The organism is Nonomuraea zeae, from assembly GCF_005889725.1.
Classification (GTDB): domain Bacteria; phylum Actinomycetota; class Actinomycetes; order Streptosporangiales; family Streptosporangiaceae; genus Nonomuraea; species Nonomuraea zeae.
Genome location: NZ_VCKX01000007.1, coordinates 95,622 through 111,585, shown reverse-complemented (window position 1 = coordinate 111,585; position 15,964 = coordinate 95,622). Strand labels below are relative to the sequence as shown.

Sequence of the window (15,964 nt, the reverse complement as noted above, 5' to 3'; positions counted from 1 at the left end):
CGAGGGGGCAGGCCGGGTGTCCGGTGGTCAGGTCTGTGGTGGTCCACGGCTCGCTCGGGGCGGGTCGGACGGGTTCGGTGACCGTGGATCGCTTTCCGGGGTGGTGGAAACGGCTGGCGGGCTCGGGAATGCTCGCCCGCGCCCCCCCACGAAGGTCGGGCGGCAGCTCACAGGAGGCTGAGGGCGCGAGCCGGTCCCGTGGGGATATGAGAGCCGGGCCTGTGGGGATGCGGGAGGGGACGGCAAGGATCCGTGAGCTGAGGTCTGTGGGGGTGCGTGAGCTGAGGTCTGCGGGGATGCGTGAGCTGGACCTGCGCGGATGTCTCTTCCCGATGGGGAGCCGGTCGCGGCGGTGCGGTGGTTTCCTAGGCTGGCTCGCATGCTGATTGTGCAGCGCGACCCCACCGACACCGACCTAGCCGCCCTGCTCGACGCGGCCTTCGCCGAACTGGTCGCCAAATACGGCTCCGAGGGCCGCTCGACCGTGCGCGCCGACGCGACGTACCTGGTGGCCGTGGACGGCCGGCTCGCCGTCGGGTGCGGCGCGGTGCAGCCGGTGGAGGGGACGACGGGCGAGCTCAAGCGCATGTACGTCGCCCCCGCGCACCGGGGACGCGGCATCGCCAGGTCCCTGCTGAAGGCCCTGGAGGAACGCGCCGTGGAGCTGGGCTACGACCGGCTGCGCCTGGCGACCGGCGTCCGCCAGCCCGAGGCCATCGCCCTCTACGAGAGCTCCGGGTACGTACGGACCGCCCCCTACGGCAAGTACCTGGACGAGCCGCTCACGCTTTGCTACATCAAGACCCGCTTGTCGTGAAAAGTCAGGAAAGGTGGCGCTCCAAGGACTCCACCTTGCTCGTCATGCCGTCCGTGACCCCCTCGCGAACGTCCGCCTTGAGCACCAGGCTCACCCGGGGCGCGACCTCCGCCACCGCCTCGACCGCCCGCTTGACGACGTCCATGACCTCGTCCCACTCACCCTCGATCGTGGTGAACATGGCGTCGGTCCGGTTGGGCAGGCCGCTGTCGCGGACCACCTTCACGGCGCGGGCGACGGGCTCGGCGACTCCCTCGCCGACGCCCAGCGGGGTGATGGAGAATGCGACGATCACGGCGGGCCCCCTTGCGGCTCACTAGGAACATCGATCTTAGCGAGACCATGCGAAAAGCCACGACGCTCTGAGCGTCGTGGCCGCCCGCCGTACGTCAGGTCATCCCCGCGTCACGCGTGGTCGTGCTCCTCTTCGTCCTCTTCCTCGCTCGGCCCGTCGGACGGCTCCACCCCGAGCACGGCCTCACGCGGCTCGATCTCGGTGATGTGCTCGACGAGCTGCAGCACGTGGTCGGGCTCGATCAGCCACTGCAGCGCCGAGGCGCCGCTCTCGTCGGAGCCGACCAGCTCGGCCTGCTCCGTACGCTCCTCTTCGGTGAGGTCGGCGTCAGGGTGCCTGATCTCAGCCAGCGCCGCAGCCTGCAGCGCGTCCACGTCGAGCACTTCCACGGTCAGCTCAACCGTGAGGCGCAGGAACTTCGGTTCATCACTCATGGCGACGATGCTAGGGCAGCTTCCACTCGACAGGCGCGGCGCCTTGCTGAGCCAGCAGTTCATTGGCCCGGCTGAACGGCCGCGAGCCGAAGAAGCCGCTGCGGGCCGACAGCGGGGACGGGTGGGCGGACTCGACGCGCGGCACGTCGCCGAGCATCGGCGCCAGGTTGCGCGCGTCGCGGCCCCACAGGATGGCGACCATCGGCTTGCCGCGGGCCACGAGGGCGCGGATGGCCTGCTCGGTGACCTGCTCCCAGCCCTTGCCCCGGTGCGAGGCGGGCTTGCCGGGCATCACGGTGAGCACCCTGTTGAGCAGGAGCACGCCCTGGTCGGCCCACGGCGTCAGGTCGCCGTTGGCGGGGCGGGGGAGGCCGAGGTCGGTCTCCATCTCCTTGTAGATGTTGACCAGGCTGCCCGGCAGCGGCCGCACGTCGGGGGCCACCGAGAACGACAGCCCGACGGGGTGGCCGGGCGTGGGGTAGGGGTCCTGGCCCATGATCAGCACCTTGACGTCGTCAAAGGGCTGGCTGAACGCACGCAGCACGTTCGTGCCCGCGGGCAGGTATTGCCTCCCCTCGGCGATCTCCTTGCGCAGGAACTCGCCCATCTGGGAGATCTGCTCTGCGACGGGCTCAAGCGCGTCGGCCCATCCGGCTTCGACGACTTCGTTCAGTGGACGACCTGCCATGGCTGTTGAGCTTAGCCAGGTCTGGTACGGCTTGCGGCCTGAACGCCGGTTCCAGCCGTACCAGAATGATCACAAGGACGGCTTGCCGGGCTGGAAGAGCCAGGCGTCGAAGAGGGCGTCGAGCTGCTTGCCGGACACCCGCTCGGACAGGGCGATGAAGGCGGCGGTGTCGGCGTTGCCGTATTTGTGCTCGGCCGCCCACGCGCGCAGGATCGCGAAGAACGCGTCCTCGCCGACGTCGCGGCGCAGGGCGTGCAGGGTCATCGCGCCCCGGTCGTAGACGGGGTCGTGGAAGAGGTTGGCGGGACCGCCGGGGTCGGCGGTCGGCGTCTGCCAGAACTCGTCGTCGGCCGCCCTCGCGTACGCCTCGTCGAACGACGCCTGCACCGTCCGGGTGCCGAGCTTGTCCGCCCAGAGCCACTCGGCGTAGGTGGCGAAGCCCTCGTTGAGCCAGATGTCGCGCCACAGCGTCGGCGTCACCGAGTCGCCGAACCACTGGTGCGCCAGCTCGTGCGCGAGCAGCGACTCGCTCGGCGCCCGCGGGTACAGGGGCCGGGTCTGGGTCTCCAGGGCGTAGCCGACCTCGGGTGCGTGGTCGACGATCGCGCCGGTCGATGAGAACGGGTACGGCCCGAAGAGCGAGCTGAAGTAGTCGAGCACCGGCGGATGCCGTTCGGGCAGGCCCTTCGCGTCGGCGGCGAGCTGCGGATCGACGGCGGTGATCACGCGGTAGCCGCCGATCCGGGCGTCGGAGAGCTGGAACTTCCCGATCGAGACCGTGGCCAGGTAGCCGGCCATCGGCTCCGTGGAGTTCCACACGTACGTCGTGCGCCCGCTCTTCCGCACCGTCGCCACCAGGTCCCCGTTGGCCACCGCCACCCGGGTGCTGGGCACGGTGACCGTGAAGCGGTAGGTGGCTTTGTCCGTCATGTGGTGGTTGCCGGGGTACCAGGTCATCGCGCCCTGGGGCTCGTTGGCGTTGTAGACGCCGTCGCTCGTCCGGATCCATCCGTCCATCGAGCCGTCCGGGTCGATGACGTGGACGGGCCGGCCGTCGTACCGGACCACGACCGAGAAGCCGCGCCCGTCGCGCAGCCGGTAGGGCGGCGTGACCACCAGCTCGGAGCCGCTCCGCGTGAACCTGGCGGGCCTGCCGTCCACGGTGACGGACCGCACGAACAGGGTGCTGACGAGGTCCAGGTTGAAACGGCTCAGCGACTGGGTGGCCCGGGCGGAGATGCGCGCGACCCCGGACAGGAGACCGGAGCCGGGGTCGTAGTCCAGGCCGAGGTCGTAGTGGCCGGCGTCGTAGCCGCCGTTGCCCTGACCGGGGAAGTAGGGGTCTCCCGCGTCAGGGGCACCGGGCGTGCCGTCCTGCGCGGTGGCGGGAGCGAGGGGGAGAGAGATGAAGGCTGCTGCGGTGAGAGCGAGAAGACGCTTCATGAAAACTCATCGAGCCCACGTGACCAGGCGTTACGCCGCCGCCCGCAAGAGGGCGGGCGCCTGCCTTCCCCCTCGGGAAGGCGGGCGCCCGTCACGTCACTTGACGGATCCGGCCATCATGCCCTGAACGAAGTACCGCTGGAAGGCGAAGAACAGCACCAGCGGGATGATCAGCGACAGGAATGCACCGGAGGAGAGGATGTCGACGTTCGACCCGAACTGCCGCATCTGCGACTGCAGGGCCTTGGTCATCGGCTGGTTCTCGGTGTTGGCGAAGACCAGCGCGATGAGCATGTCGTTCCACACCCACAGGAACTGGAAGATGCCCAGCGAGGCGATGGCGGGCTTGCCCAGCGGGAACACCACCGACACGAAGATCTTCCACTCCGGGGCACCGTCCATCCGCGCCGCCTCCAGCAGCGAGGCCGGGATGCCGACGAAGAAGTTGCGCAGCAGGAAGATCGCGAACGGCAGGCCGAACGCCGTGTGGAACAGCACCACGCCCGGGATCGAGCCGAAGATCCCGACGCTGCCGTAGAACGAGGCGACGGGGATCAGCGCGATCTGGATGGGCACGATCAGCAGCCCGACCACGACCAGGAACCCGGTGTCCCGCCCGCGGAACTCCATCCACGCGAACGCGTACGCCGCCATCGCCGCGATGCCGATCACCAGGATCGTGGTCGGCACCGTGATCGCCACGGTGTTCCAGAAGGACGCGGTGAATCCGCTGGCCAGCAGGTTCGTGTAGTTCTGGATGGTCAGCTCGGCCGGCTTGGTGAAGACCGTCCACCAGCCCTCGGCGTTGTTGACCTTCGTCGTCCGCATCGAGACGACGAGCAGGCCCAGCGTCGGCACCAGCCAGAACAGGCCCAGCAGCACCATCACCACCTGGACCGTGCCGCCGCCGAGGCGATCGACGATCCGGCCCGCCACGCCCCTGCGCGGCGCTCCCGACTCCAGCCCGGCCGGTGCCGTGGCCGTCGCGGTGCTCATGCGTTCTCCCTTCTGAACCGGCGGATGTTCATGATCATGAAGGGGAGGACCAGAATGAGCAGGAAGATGGCCAGCGCGCTGCCCAGCCCCTGGTTGTTCCCGCCGCCGAACGACACGCGCCACATCTCCAGCGCGACCACGTTCGCCTGCGGCTGTACCGAGGCCGGCGCGATGATGAAGACCAGGTCGAACACCTTCAGCGTATTGATGATCATCGTCACGAAGACGACGAGCAGCACCGGCGACAGCAGCGGCACGGTGATCTTGCGGAACACCTGCCACTCCGAGGCGCCGTCGATGCGGGCCGCCTCCAGCGCGTCCCGCGGGATGGCAGCCAGGCCCGCCGCGATCAGCACCATGGCGAACCCGGCCCACACCCAGACGAACGCGCCGATGATGGCGGGGGTGATGAGCGTGGGGCCGAGCCAGCTCAGGCCGCCGTACGAGGACTCGAAGTTCGACTGCGGGAGCCGTACGACGTAGGACCCGGCCGGCAGGCCGTCGAAGCGGAACGAGCCGTCGGCGGCCGTCGTGGCGGTCCCGGCGACCTGGCCGTTCTGCACCGCCTCCACGGTCATGCCGGGCAGGCCCTTCTCCGTGCCGTCCACGACGCCGTTCTTCCCGCCGCCGCCGGCGGTGAAGTCGAACCAGACGGTCCCGGACAGGCCCGCGCCGCCCGCCGGGGCCTTCGCGGTCTCGGCGTTGCCCGGCATGATCTCCGGCTTGACGCCGACGATCGGGATCAGCACCGGCTGGCCCGCCTGGGCGGGCTGCTTGGTGACGACCGCGCCGTTCTGGTCGGCGACCGGTGACTGGTCGCCTTCGCGGGGGCGCGCCTCGGGATAGCCCTGCGCGGAGGAGAACGTGTCGTGCACGGTGGTGAGCACCGCGTTCGCCAGGCCCTTGTCCGGGTTCTCCTCGTAAACCAGGCGGAAGATCACGCCGGCCGCCATCAGGGAGACCGCCATGGGCATGAACACGATCAGCTTGAACGCCGTCGCCCATCTGATGCGCTCGGTCAGCACCGCGAAGATCAACCCCAGGGTGGTGACCACGATCGGGGCCACCACCACCCAGATGAGGTTGTTGCGGATCGTGGTCAGCATGCCCGAGTCGGTGAAGATCGTGGCGTAGTTGCCCAGCCCCACGAATCCGGTGCCCGCCGAGTCGAACAGGCTGCGGAAGATGGAGTAGACGATCGGATAGACCACCCAGATGCCCAGCAGCAGCGCCGCCGGGAGAAGGAAGGCGATGGCGACCGCCGGCGATGGGCCGATGCGATGTGTCTTACGGGGGGTTTCAGCCGGTCCGGTGGAGGGCCCACCCGCGGTGTCCGCGGGCGGGTCCTGCGGGCCGTTCAACCGTTCGGTCACGGCCTTACCTCTTACTTCCAGGCCTTCTTGGCCTCGTCTTCGAGCTTGGTCTGGGCGCCCTTGATGTCGCTCGGGTTCCGCAGGAAGTCCTGCAGCACCTTCCACTCGCCCTTGCCGTCCGTGCCGCCGAACGCGCTCGGGGCCAGGTCGGACATGTCGTAGCGGACGGCGTCGCCGGCCGAGACGATCGTCTGGCCGAGCTGCTTGGTCAGCTCGTCAGGGTAGTTGTCAGGGGAGACGTTCTTGTTGGGCGACAGGTAGCCGGGGAGCTTGGCCCAGATCTCGCCGCCCTCCTTGGAGGCCAGGAACTTCACCAGCTCCATGGCGCCGGGGGAGTCCTTCATCGCCACGGCGACGTCGCCGCCGAGCACGACCGGAGCGGTGTCACCGGCCTTGGGGAACGGGAAGTACTTGGCCTCCTCGCCCACCTTGGCGCCCGACTGGTCGGCCTCGACCGCCACGAAGTCGGCCTCGATGATCATGGCCGCCTTCTTCGTGCCGTAGACCTTGCTCACGCACGTGGGGAAGTCGGTCTGCATGGTGCCGGAGGTCCCGTCGACCAGGAACTCCTTCTTGCCCGCGATCTGCGCGATCTTCTCCAGAGCCGTGGCCACGGAGGGGTCGGTCCACGGGATCTCGTGCTTGGAGAGCTTGTCGTAGTTCTCCGGGCCCGCGCTGGACAGGTAGACGTTCTCGAAGAGGTCCGTCAGCGTCCAGCCGGAGGCGCCGCACAGGGAGAACGGCGGCGTGCCGGAGTCGGCGATGGTCTGAGCGGCCTTGACCAGCTCGTCCCAGTTCGTCGGCGGCTGCACGCCGGCGTCGTCGAACGCCTGCCCGCGGTACCAGATCAGCGACTTGTGCGCCGCCTTGATCAGCACGCCGTACACCTTGCCGTCGACGGAGCCGAGCTCCTTCCAGTACGGGGTGTAGTTGGTGTCGACCTCCTGGGTCACAGGGTCGGTCAGCGGCTTGAGCGCGTCCTGCTCGACGTACTGCTTGACCAGGCCCGGCTGCGGCAGGATCGCCACGTCCGGCGGGTTCTTGCCCTGGATGCGCGGGCCGAGGTAGGCGCCGGTGTCCTCGCCGGTGGAGGCGTAGGTGACCACGGCACCGGTCTTGTCGGAGAAAGCCTTGAGCACCTGCTCGAAGTTCTTCTGCTCGGCGCCGGTCCACTTGGCGGCTACTTCGAGCTTCACGCCTTCGAGCGTCTTGGCGCCGGCGGCGGGGGCCGACGCCGAGTCCGAAGCGGTGGGCTGTGTCGTCGTCGGCGCGTTGCCGCAGGCGGCGACGGCTACCGCGAGCCCGGCCAGAATCGCTGCTGCACTGGCTTTTCGCATGGCTGCCTCACTGGGTTCTGATGATTTCTTCGAGTTCGGACTTGATGGAGGCCGCGACGTCGTCGGCGGACTCGGTGGAGGGGCTGCCGAGGGCCTTGGCGACCGAACTGGCGATCACCAGGCTCAGCTGGTTGTAGTTCGCGCTGACCGGCCGTGGCTTGGCGGCGAGGATGCTCTCCTTGAGTGCGGGCAGGTACGGGAAGCGCTTGATCAGAGCGGGATCGTCGTACAGCTCGGTCCACACGGGTGGGAAGGAGCCCTCGGTGAGCACTCGTCGCTCGTTCTCCAGGCTCGTGAAGTAGCGGATGAACTCCTGGGCGGTGCGCTGGTGCTTGGAGTAGGCGCTGATGGCGAGGTTGATCCCGCCGAGCGTGCTGGACCCGGGACCGTTCAGGCCCGGCAGCCTGGTCACCCCGAACTTGGCGCCCAGCTCGGCCCTGGCGGGACCGTAGCCGTGCGGCCAGTTGCGGGCGAACGCCAGCCGGCCCTCCTGGAAGGCCAGACGCGTCTCCTCCTCCTTGAAGCTCAGCGACTCCTTCGGGATCCAGCCCTCGCGCAGTCCTTGGAGCAGGAAGTCGAGTGCGACCTCGCCCTTGGCCGGGTCGAAGGTCACCTCCGTGCCGTCGCGGCTGAGAATCTGCCCGCCGGCCGACTGCACGGCCTCGGAGAAGTTGACGGTGAGCCCTTCGTACGCCAGAAACTGCCCGGCATACCCTCCAATATCGTGCTTTTTCCTGATTTCTTGTGACTGGTTGCGCAGCTCGGCCCACGTACGCGGCGGCTTCGCGACCAGGTCGGTCCGGTAGTAGAGCAGCCCGGCATTGCTGGTGTAGGGGACGGCCCAGAGCTTGTTCTTGTAGACAGCCGTCTCCACGACCGGCGGCAGGAACCTGTCGAGCGGGAACAACCCGCGCTCCAGGGGGATGATCCAGCCGTTCTCCGCGAACTCGGCAGTCCACACCACGTCGAGCCCCAGCACGTCGTAGCGGCTGCTCTGGGCCTGAAGGTTGGCCGCTATCTGAGCGCGTTGCTCGTCGGCGGCCTCGGGCAGCTCCAGCAGCGTCACCTTCTCGGCCGGGTGGGCCTGGTTCCAGCGATCCAGCAGGGGTTGCAGGTACGCCGTGGTGTCGCGGCCGGTGGCGAACGTGATGGGCCCTGTGCCGCCCGTCCCGGTCTCGCCGCCGCCCTCATTGCTCGTCGCCGCACATCCGGCCGCTGCCAGGAGCGCGACCAGTACGAGCGGAAGCGAGCGAAGCACTCTGTTTCCTCCGTGTTCAGAGGGGTTACATACGTGTTAGGTAGATGCATTCATGTTATGCACACATGTAATCTGTAGGTCAACGGATAGCCCCGTAACGCATACGTAACATGAGCGGGAGGTGATGCGGTGCGGCTTCACCTGCTGGCGCTCCTGGCCAAAGAACCCGCGCACGGCTACGAGCTCAAACAGGCCCTGGAGCAGACGTTCGGCAGCGCCTACCCCTCCCCGAACATCGGCCAGATATACGTCACGCTCGGCCGCCTGGAGAAGGACGGCTTGGTCAGGGCGGTGGACGTCGAGCAGTCCAACCGGCCGAACAAGAAGGTCTACTACCTGACCGCCAAGGGTCGAGACCTGCTCACCACCTGGGTGGACGAGCCTACCGAGGGCCCCAGGGTGCGCGACGAGTTCTTCATGAAGCTCGTGCTCGCGCCGCTCACCGGCATCGCGGACCGGATGGCTCTCATCAGCAGGCAGCGGCGCCACTACCTGTCGCTCATGAGCGATCTCAACGACCTGCTCTCCCGCACGCCGGCGGCGGACCGGGTGGCGCTGTTGCTCATCGAGGGTGCCATGCTGCACCTCCAGGCTGACCTTGACTGGTTGGAGCGATGCCAGGAAGATCTGGCATGAGCGCGGTTGTGAAAACGGTCAATCTGGTCAAAATCTACCAGGATGGTGCGGTCCCCGTACCTGCCGTGCGCGGCGTGGACCTGCAGGTCGAGCCGGGCGAGTTCGTCGCGATCATGGGTCCTTCCGGGTCGGGCAAGTCCACACTCGTCCACATGCTGGGCGGTCTCGACGCCAGGACCAGCGGTGAGATCTGGCTCGACGGCAAGCGCGTGGACACCCTCTCCGAGAGCGCCTGGGCACTGCTGCGGCGCAAGAAGATCGGCTTCGTGTTCCAGTTCTTCAACCTGGTCTCCAACATGACCGTCGGCGACAACGTCGAGCTGCCCGCGCTGCTGGCCGGGGCCTCGCCCAAGGTGGCGCGCGAGCGCAGGGAGAGCCTGCTCGGCGCGCTCAACCTGACCGACCGGGCGGACGCCTCGCCCGCCCAGCTCTCCGGCGGCGAGCAGCAGCGGGTGGCGCTGGCGCGGGCGCTGGCCAACCAGCCCAGCCTGCTGCTGGCCGACGAGCCCACGGGCAACCTCGACAGCCGCAACACCCGTGACGTGCTCCGCCTGCTCGGCGAGGTGCACAAGGAGGGACAGACGATCGTCATGGTCACCCACGACGCCCGCGTGGCGAGCCTGGCGGACCGGCTGGTGTCGCTGTTCGACGGCGAGATCGTCGACGACGGCCGCATCGCCCGCCGGCGCACGCGTACCGCGGGCGAAGTGATCGACCTCCGATGAGCGCAGCCCTGGCGGGAAGCCGGTGGATCCAGGCGGACCTGCGGGCCAGGGCCGGTCAGGCGGTGCTCACGGTGCTCGCCGTGGCGGGCATCGTGGCCGCGCTGATCACCGCGGCGACCCTGCTGGAGGACAGCACCAACCCGTGGCGGAGCCTGTTCGCCCAGACCGACGGGGCCCACGTCTGGCTCTACACCGACGACAGCCCCCAGGTGGCCCTGGGGGACATCGACGGCGTGACGCAGACCGCGGGCCCGTACCGGTCGGCGCCGGTGACCGTGGCGCAGGACGGCAAGAAGGAGCCGGCCGCGCTGCGCGCGATGCCGGAGGTGCCGCCGCAGGTGGCGCACCCCGTGGTGGTGGAGGGCCGGTGGCTGGACGCCGCGCAGCCCGACGGCGTGGTGGTCGAGCGCTCCTTCGCGACCTCGCTGCGGCTCAGGATCGGGGCGCCCTTCACGATCATCGCGCTCGACGGCAAGCGCCACACCCTCTACGTACGCGGCATCGCCGACTCCGCCGAGCAGGGCTTCTATCCGGAGTGGACGCCCGGCCTGGCCTACGTGCTGCCGGCCATGCTGGACCGGATCGAGCCCATGCTCGGCCGCAGCGAGTGGGTGACCGGGCTGCGCCTGGCCGACCCGGACGCCACGCAGGTCGTCTCGCAGCGCGTGGTCGTCATGCTGGAGGACCAGCTCCAGCGGGTCTACAACTGGCGCGAGGTCAGGGCCGCCATGGAGCTGGACAACCGGCTGCTCGGCACGCTGCTGGCGCTGTTCGGCGTGGTAGGGATCGTGGCCGCCGCGCTCGCCCTGGCCAACGCCGCCGGCGGCCGGGTGCTCGGCCAGCTCCGCGACCTGGCCACGCTCAAGTCGCTGGGCTTCACCAGGAGCCAGTTATCGCTGCTGCTGCTGGTCGAGCACGGTGCGCTGGGCCTGCTCGGCGTCGCGCTCGGCGCGCTCGCGGGCTGGGGCGTGATGGCCGCGATGCTCGGCGCCACCTCCGTGGCCCCGATCCCCGTGCTGACCATCGTCGCGGGCACGGCCCTGCTGGTGCTGGCGGCGGTCGGCGTGCCCGCGTGGCGCGGCGGCCGCACCCCGCCGATCCCGGACGTGCCCGCCGCGCCGCCGCGCGGGCACCTGTCCAGGCTGGCCAGGCTCGCCCTCCTCGTACGCCTCCCGCCCGCCCTCGTCCTCGGCACCAGGGACGCCTTCACCAGGCGGGTGCCGGCGTTCCTGACGGCGTTCGGGCTGGCCGTGCCGATGATGATGATCACGGTCGGGCTCGGCGTGTGGGCCACGCTGGACAACTTCCTCAGCCATCCCGAGCAGGTGGGCCAGCACGCCAGCCTGTACGTCAGGCAGGGCAAGCTGGACCCGGCCGCCGCCAAGCTGCTCGCCGAGCAGGACAGGGACGTCGCCACGGTCTATCCGGGCACCGACGTGAACGCCCTGGCCCCCGGCGAGGCGCGCTCGGTCAGGGTGCGGGCCATCGGCGGGTCGGCGGACCCCTACCCGTTCCCCGTGGTCGAGGGCCGCATGTACGCCAGGCAGGGTGAGGCTGTCGCCGGACAGGGCCTGCTCGACCTGCTCGGGCTCAAGATCGGCGACCGGGTGCGGCTGACCGTGGGCGGCACGCCGCTGATCGTCAGGATCGTCGGCAGGACCGTCGAGCCCGACGCGGACGGCGAGGTGCTCTCGGTGGGCCTGGACAGCCTGGCGGCCAAGGACTCGGTGCCGCCGGAGTTCTACGCACTCGCGCTCAAGCAGGGCAGCGACCCCGCGGAAGTGCGCGGCAGGCTGCTGGCCGAGTCGTCCGAGGGCCTGGACATCCAGGCCGCGGTCAACCCGGCCGACCGGTTGTCGATCATCAGAGTGGTGATCGTGGCGATGATCGGAGTGCTGGCCCTGATCGGGCTGGCCAACCTGCTCACCGCCAGCGCGCTCGGCCTGCGTGATCATGCCTTTGACCTGGCGGTGCTGAAGGCCATGGGCCTCACGCCGCGCCAGGTCATGGCCACGCTCGTCACGGGAACGGGGCTCCTGGTGGTGCTCGGGGTCGGCGTCGGCGCCGCCGCGGGCGCCTCCGTCGTCACGTGGCTGATCGACCTGCAGGGTCACACGAGCGGCGTGGGCGCGGGCATCGGCCGCGCGCCGTCGGCCCTGACGCTGACCCTGGCGATGGTGATCGCCGTGGGCACGGCCCTCGCGGTGGCGCTCATTCCCGCCCGCCGCGCGGCCCGTGCCCAGGTGCCCGTCACTTCACGCTGACCGTAGTCCCCGCGGGGAGCTCCGCGGGGACGTCCGCCGGGACCTCGGCGGGCTTCAGCGCGAACCAGTAGAAGCCGTGCCCCGGCAGCGTGAGCAGGTACGGGAGCTCCCCGATCGCCGGGAACCGCACCCCGCCACGCGCCTCGACCGGGATCATGCCCTCGAACCTGCGCAGGTCGAGCTCCACCGGCTGCGGGAACTTCGACAGGTTGTTCACGCACAGCATCACGTCGTCGCCGTCCTCGCGCACGTACGTGAGCACGCTGGGGTTCGACGACCACATTTCCGTGTACGCGCCCACGCCGAACACCGGGTGGTTGCGGCGGATCTCCAGCATGCGCCTGGTGAAGTGCAGCAATGACCCCTCGTGGCGCTGCTGGGCCTCCACGTTGACCGCCTGGTAGCCGTAGATCGGGTCCATGACGGCCGGCAGGTAGAGGCGTCCCGGGTCGGCCGAGGAGAACCCGGCGTTGCGGTCGGGGCTCCACTGCATCGGCGTGCGGACCGAGTCGCGGTCCTCCAGCCAGATGTTGTCGCCCATGCCGATCTCGTCGCCGTAGTACATGATCGGCGAGCCGGGCAGGCTCAGCAGGAGTGCCGTGAACAGCTCGATCCGGTCCCGGTCGTTGTCCAGCAACGGGGCCAGGCGCCGGCGGATGCCGAGGTAGGCCCGCATGCGCGGGTCCTTGGCGTACTCCTTGTGCATGTAGTCGCGCTCTTCCTCGGTCACCGTCTCAAGCGTGAGCTCGTCGTGGTTCCGCAGGAAGATGCCCCACTGCGCGTTCTCCGGCAGCTTGGGCGTGCGCGACATGATCTCGGAGATCGGCTCGCGGGTCTCCTTCTTCACCGCCATGTAGATGCGCGGCATCAGCGGGAAGTGGAAGGCCATGTGGCACTCGTCGCCGCCCGTGGTGGGGTCGCCGAAGTACTCGACGACGTCCTCCGGCCAGCCGTTGGCCTCCGCCAGCAGCACCCGGTCCGGGTAGAGGCGGTCCACCTCCGAGCGGATCTTCTTCAGGTACGCGTGCGTCTCCGGCAGCCCGGAGCAGGCCGTGCCCTCGCGCTCGAACAGGTAGGGCACCGCGTCCAGCCGGAAACCGTCGATGCCCAGGTCCAGCCAGAACCGCAGGACCTCCAGCATGGCCTCCTGCACCGCCGGGTTGTCATAGTTCAGATCCGGCTGGTGGTGGAAGAAACGGTGCCAGTAGTACTGCTTGCGCACCGGGTCGTAGGTCCAGTTGGACTCCTCGGCACCGATGAAGATCACTGGCGCGTCGGGATAGCCGCCCGGGTGGTCGGACCACACGTAGAAGTCGCCGTACGGCCCCTCGGGGTCGTGCCTGGACGCCTGGAACCAGGGGTGCCGATCACTGGTGTGGTTCATCACGAGGTCGGTGACGATCCGCAGGCCACGCTCGTGGGCGGCCTCGATCAGCTGCACGAAATCTCCCAGATCACCAAAATCCGGAAGGATCTTCATATAGTCCGAAATGTCGTAGCCGCCGTCGCGCAACGGCGACTCGTACAGCGGCAGCAACCACAGGCAGTCGACGCCGAGCCACTCGAGGTAGCCGAGCTTCTCGACCAGACCGCGCAGGTCGCCGGTGCCGTCGCCGTTGGAGTCCTTGAACCCCCGGACGAGGACCTCGTAGAACACCGCCCGCTTGTACCAGCCTGGATCCTCCGAGACGAACGCCTCGGAGATCGGCTCTGGCAATGGGGATGCGTTGATCATATGTCGCTCACAGGAAGAGATGTGGGCAGGACGAAGTCACCGGTTATACCCCGGCGTTGTTATCTGGTGACCGCGCCGCGTGGAGTCGTCATCCCTGCGAACCCCATGCCCTGAACAAGACCGGATTTGTGATCCGGTGCCCGTTTGTGCGGCGCTTACGGGCCGAACACTACCAGCCCGTTGGCTTTCCGGAACCCGCTTCTGCTGTGCGACGGTTAATACCCGTGAGATCGGTATGTAATCGTCCTGTTACCGAGAGTTCACTAAAAAGGTGGCGCGACGTCCCGGAGGTCGCTCTCGTGGTCGTTCAGCCACAGTCCGAACAACACCAGACCCCTTACCCAGAATCGGTCGTTCCAGCCGTTGAAGCGGGTCAGCGCGTCAGGCCCGCCGGCGACCACCTCGTGCAGTTCGTCCGACAGGAGCCCGGGAACGCGGCTCACCACGGTCTCCAGCATGCGGTGCGAATAATTTCGGGCAGGGGCCGCCGTGGAGCGCAGCGGGATCCGCTGGAGCGGCTGCTTGATCACGTTGGTGGAGGGCAGGGCGGCGACCCGCGGGTTGGCCGCGTGCAGCACCTCGCGGTAGAAGCGCCCCTTGGCCTTGCGGGCCACGCCGACCGACAGCGCGGCGTCGAAGAAGCCGGGATGGATGAACGGCGCGGCGAACGACGACTCCGGGCCCACCAGGTTGACCGCCGAGCGCGCGATGCCCCGCACGGTCCTGGTGTGCAGGACCGACAGCGGCAGCTCGGCCCGGTGTCCGTGGAGCATGGAGGTGGCGGTGCCGAACTGCTCGCGCACGGTCTCGTCCACCCACTGCGCCGCGGCCTTGGACAGGAACGGCTGCGTGGGCGCGCCGAGCGACATCGAGCTCAGCAGCGCGGCCGAGCGCTCGGCCTGCGTGGTGGCCTCCAGCGCGGCCCCGCTGACCATGAAGTTCTTCAGCAGCGGCCCGCCGGCCAGCCCGTCGATCAGGATCCGGCCCGCGCCGTGCACCTCCTTGGCAAAGGGGGCGTACCAGGCGTGGTGCGGCGTGAGGTATTCGAGCCTGCGGGCCACCTCGACGGCGTCGTCCGGGTAGTCGGCGGCGTCCTGGGTGATCACCCGGTGCGGGATGCCCAGCTCCCTGGTGATCGACCTGGCGAACGCGATGTCGGTGTCGGTGCCGTCGTCGGGGCTGGTGGTCCAGGACTCGACGTCCATCCCGCGGGCCTTGGCCACGCTCGCCAGCAGGCGCGAGTCGTAGCCGCCGCTCACCGGGACGAGCAGCTTGCGCCCGTCGTAGTCCCGGTAGACCTCGTGCAGCAGCTCGACGATCTCGTCCGGGCTGATCCACGACTCGTACGGCTCGGTGCGCAGCCAGCGCGGCAGCCGCCGCTCCGTGGACAGCCGGTCGTGCTGGAACACCAGCGCGCTCGACCCGGGCAGCCGCTTGATCTCGCTGTACGGGGTCGCCTCGCCCAGCGGGAACGTGACCTGGATGATCGATGCCCAGGCCGACCAGTCGATCGCGACCGGCACCAGGCTGAGCAGCGGCTGGATCAGGGACGAGAAGTAGACCGCGTCGCCCTGGCGCACGTAGTAGACGTCCACCAGCCCCAGCGCGCCCGCGTGGAGCGTGACACGCGCGCCGTCGCCGATCAGGCCGGGCGTCTCGTACGTCTCCGCGACCGAGATCCACTCATCCGGCCCGGCTGGTCTGCGCTCGCCCCAGGAGAACGCGAACGCGCCCTGGGCGCGGTGGTAGGGCGGCAGCGGCGTGGAGCTGAACAACGCCGCGTCGGCCTGCTGCAGCGCGGGCCGGACCCGTGGGCCCGCCGCGGTCAGTTTGCCGAGTATGGCAGTGTCGATCCGGCCGAGAGCGCCACAGACGTAGGGCCTTACGTTGAACTGCACCGGATCTCATCCCTTCGAGACGCTTCCCGCAAAAGAGTATCCTTTGCCGGGCTGAGGAAGCGGAG

At 69.0% G+C, this 15,964-nt stretch carries 14 protein-coding genes; 4 read left to right on the top strand and 10 right to left on the bottom strand.

Annotated features, from left to right (window positions below):
• Positions 1–379 precede the first annotated feature (379 nt).
• Positions 380–817, top strand: coding sequence for a GNAT family N-acetyltransferase (locus ETD85_RS04110; RefSeq protein WP_138688232.1), 438 nt, complete (start codon positions 380–382; stop codon positions 815–817).
• A 4-nt stretch (positions 818–821) separates the two neighbouring features.
• On the opposite strand, the gene ETD85_RS04105 is transcribed toward ETD85_RS04110, so the two are convergent.
• The 8 genes from ETD85_RS04105 to ETD85_RS04070 all read right to left on the bottom strand — a co-directional run bounded on the left by ETD85_RS04105 (position 822) and on the right by ETD85_RS04070 (position 8,641).
• A complete protein-coding gene (locus ETD85_RS04105; protein WP_138688231.1) occupies positions 822–1,112 on the bottom strand; it encodes an MTH1187 family thiamine-binding protein in 291 nt (96 codons plus the stop codon).
• Between the two features lie 110 nt (positions 1,113–1,222).
• Positions 1,223–1,546: a hypothetical protein gene (locus ETD85_RS04100; RefSeq protein ID WP_138688230.1), complete on the bottom strand. Its 324-nt coding sequence runs from the start codon at positions 1,544–1,546 to the stop codon at positions 1,223–1,225.
• A 10-nt stretch (positions 1,547–1,556) separates the two neighbouring features.
• Complete coding sequence (locus tag ETD85_RS04095) at positions 1,557–2,234, bottom strand: uracil-DNA glycosylase (protein WP_138688229.1); 678 nt, start codon at positions 2,232–2,234, stop codon at positions 1,557–1,559.
• 69 nt (positions 2,235–2,303) lie between these two features.
• Complete coding sequence (locus ETD85_RS04090; protein ID WP_138688228.1) at positions 2,304–3,677, bottom strand: M1 family metallopeptidase; 1,374 nt, start codon at positions 3,675–3,677, stop codon at positions 2,304–2,306.
• Between the two features lie 96 nt (positions 3,678–3,773).
• Positions 3,774–4,673: a carbohydrate ABC transporter permease gene (locus ETD85_RS04085; RefSeq protein WP_138688227.1), complete on the bottom strand. Its 900-nt coding sequence runs from the start codon at positions 4,671–4,673 to the stop codon at positions 3,774–3,776.
• The gene (locus tag ETD85_RS04080; protein ID WP_138688226.1) at positions 4,670–6,046 is read right to left on the bottom strand and encodes an ABC transporter permease; all 1,377 of its coding nucleotides are present in this window, start codon (positions 6,044–6,046) and stop codon (positions 4,670–4,672) included. The genes ETD85_RS04085 and ETD85_RS04080 overlap by 4 nt, the downstream gene beginning before the upstream one ends.
• An 11-nt stretch (positions 6,047–6,057) precedes the next feature.
• A complete protein-coding gene (locus tag ETD85_RS04075) occupies positions 6,058–7,383 on the bottom strand; it encodes an ABC transporter substrate-binding protein (protein WP_138688225.1) in 1,326 nt (441 codons plus the stop codon).
• A gap of 7 nt (positions 7,384–7,390) precedes the next feature.
• On the bottom strand, positions 7,391–8,641 hold the full coding sequence (locus ETD85_RS04070; RefSeq protein WP_138688224.1) for an ABC transporter substrate-binding protein: 1,251 nt from the start codon (positions 8,639–8,641) through the stop codon (positions 7,391–7,393).
• A gap of 129 nt (positions 8,642–8,770) precedes the next feature.
• Here ETD85_RS04070 and ETD85_RS04065 point away from each other — a divergent pair, with 129 nt between their 5' ends.
• Genes ETD85_RS04065 through ETD85_RS04055 form a run of 3 tightly spaced genes read left to right on the top strand, consistent with a single transcriptional unit; the run spans position 8,771 to position 12,266 of the window.
• Positions 8,771–9,277 (top strand): PadR family transcriptional regulator, encoded by a 507-nt coding sequence (locus ETD85_RS04065; protein WP_138688223.1) that lies wholly within the window; start codon positions 8,771–8,773, stop codon positions 9,275–9,277.
• Entirely contained in the window at positions 9,274–10,002 is a 729-nt protein-coding gene (locus ETD85_RS04060; protein WP_138688222.1) for an ABC transporter ATP-binding protein, read from the top strand. The genes ETD85_RS04065 and ETD85_RS04060 overlap by 4 nt, the downstream gene beginning before the upstream one ends.
• On the top strand, positions 9,999–12,266 hold the full coding sequence (locus tag ETD85_RS04055) for an ABC transporter permease (protein ID WP_138688221.1): 2,268 nt from the start codon (positions 9,999–10,001) through the stop codon (positions 12,264–12,266). The genes ETD85_RS04060 and ETD85_RS04055 overlap by 4 nt, the downstream gene beginning before the upstream one ends.
• Here the strand turns inward: ETD85_RS04055 and treS are convergent.
• Together treS and ETD85_RS04045 are read right to left on the bottom strand one after the other, a co-directional pair.
• The gene (treS, locus tag ETD85_RS04050) at positions 12,253–14,001 is read right to left on the bottom strand and encodes a maltose alpha-D-glucosyltransferase (protein WP_138688220.1); all 1,749 of its coding nucleotides are present in this window, start codon (positions 13,999–14,001) and stop codon (positions 12,253–12,255) included. The two genes, ETD85_RS04055 and treS, sit on opposite strands and share 14 nt — an antisense overlap.
• A gap of 263 nt (positions 14,002–14,264) precedes the next feature.
• On the bottom strand, positions 14,265–15,899 hold the full coding sequence (locus ETD85_RS04045) for an asparagine synthetase B family protein (RefSeq protein WP_138688219.1): 1,635 nt from the start codon (positions 15,897–15,899) through the stop codon (positions 14,265–14,267).
• Between the last annotated feature and the right edge of the window lie 65 nt (positions 15,900–15,964).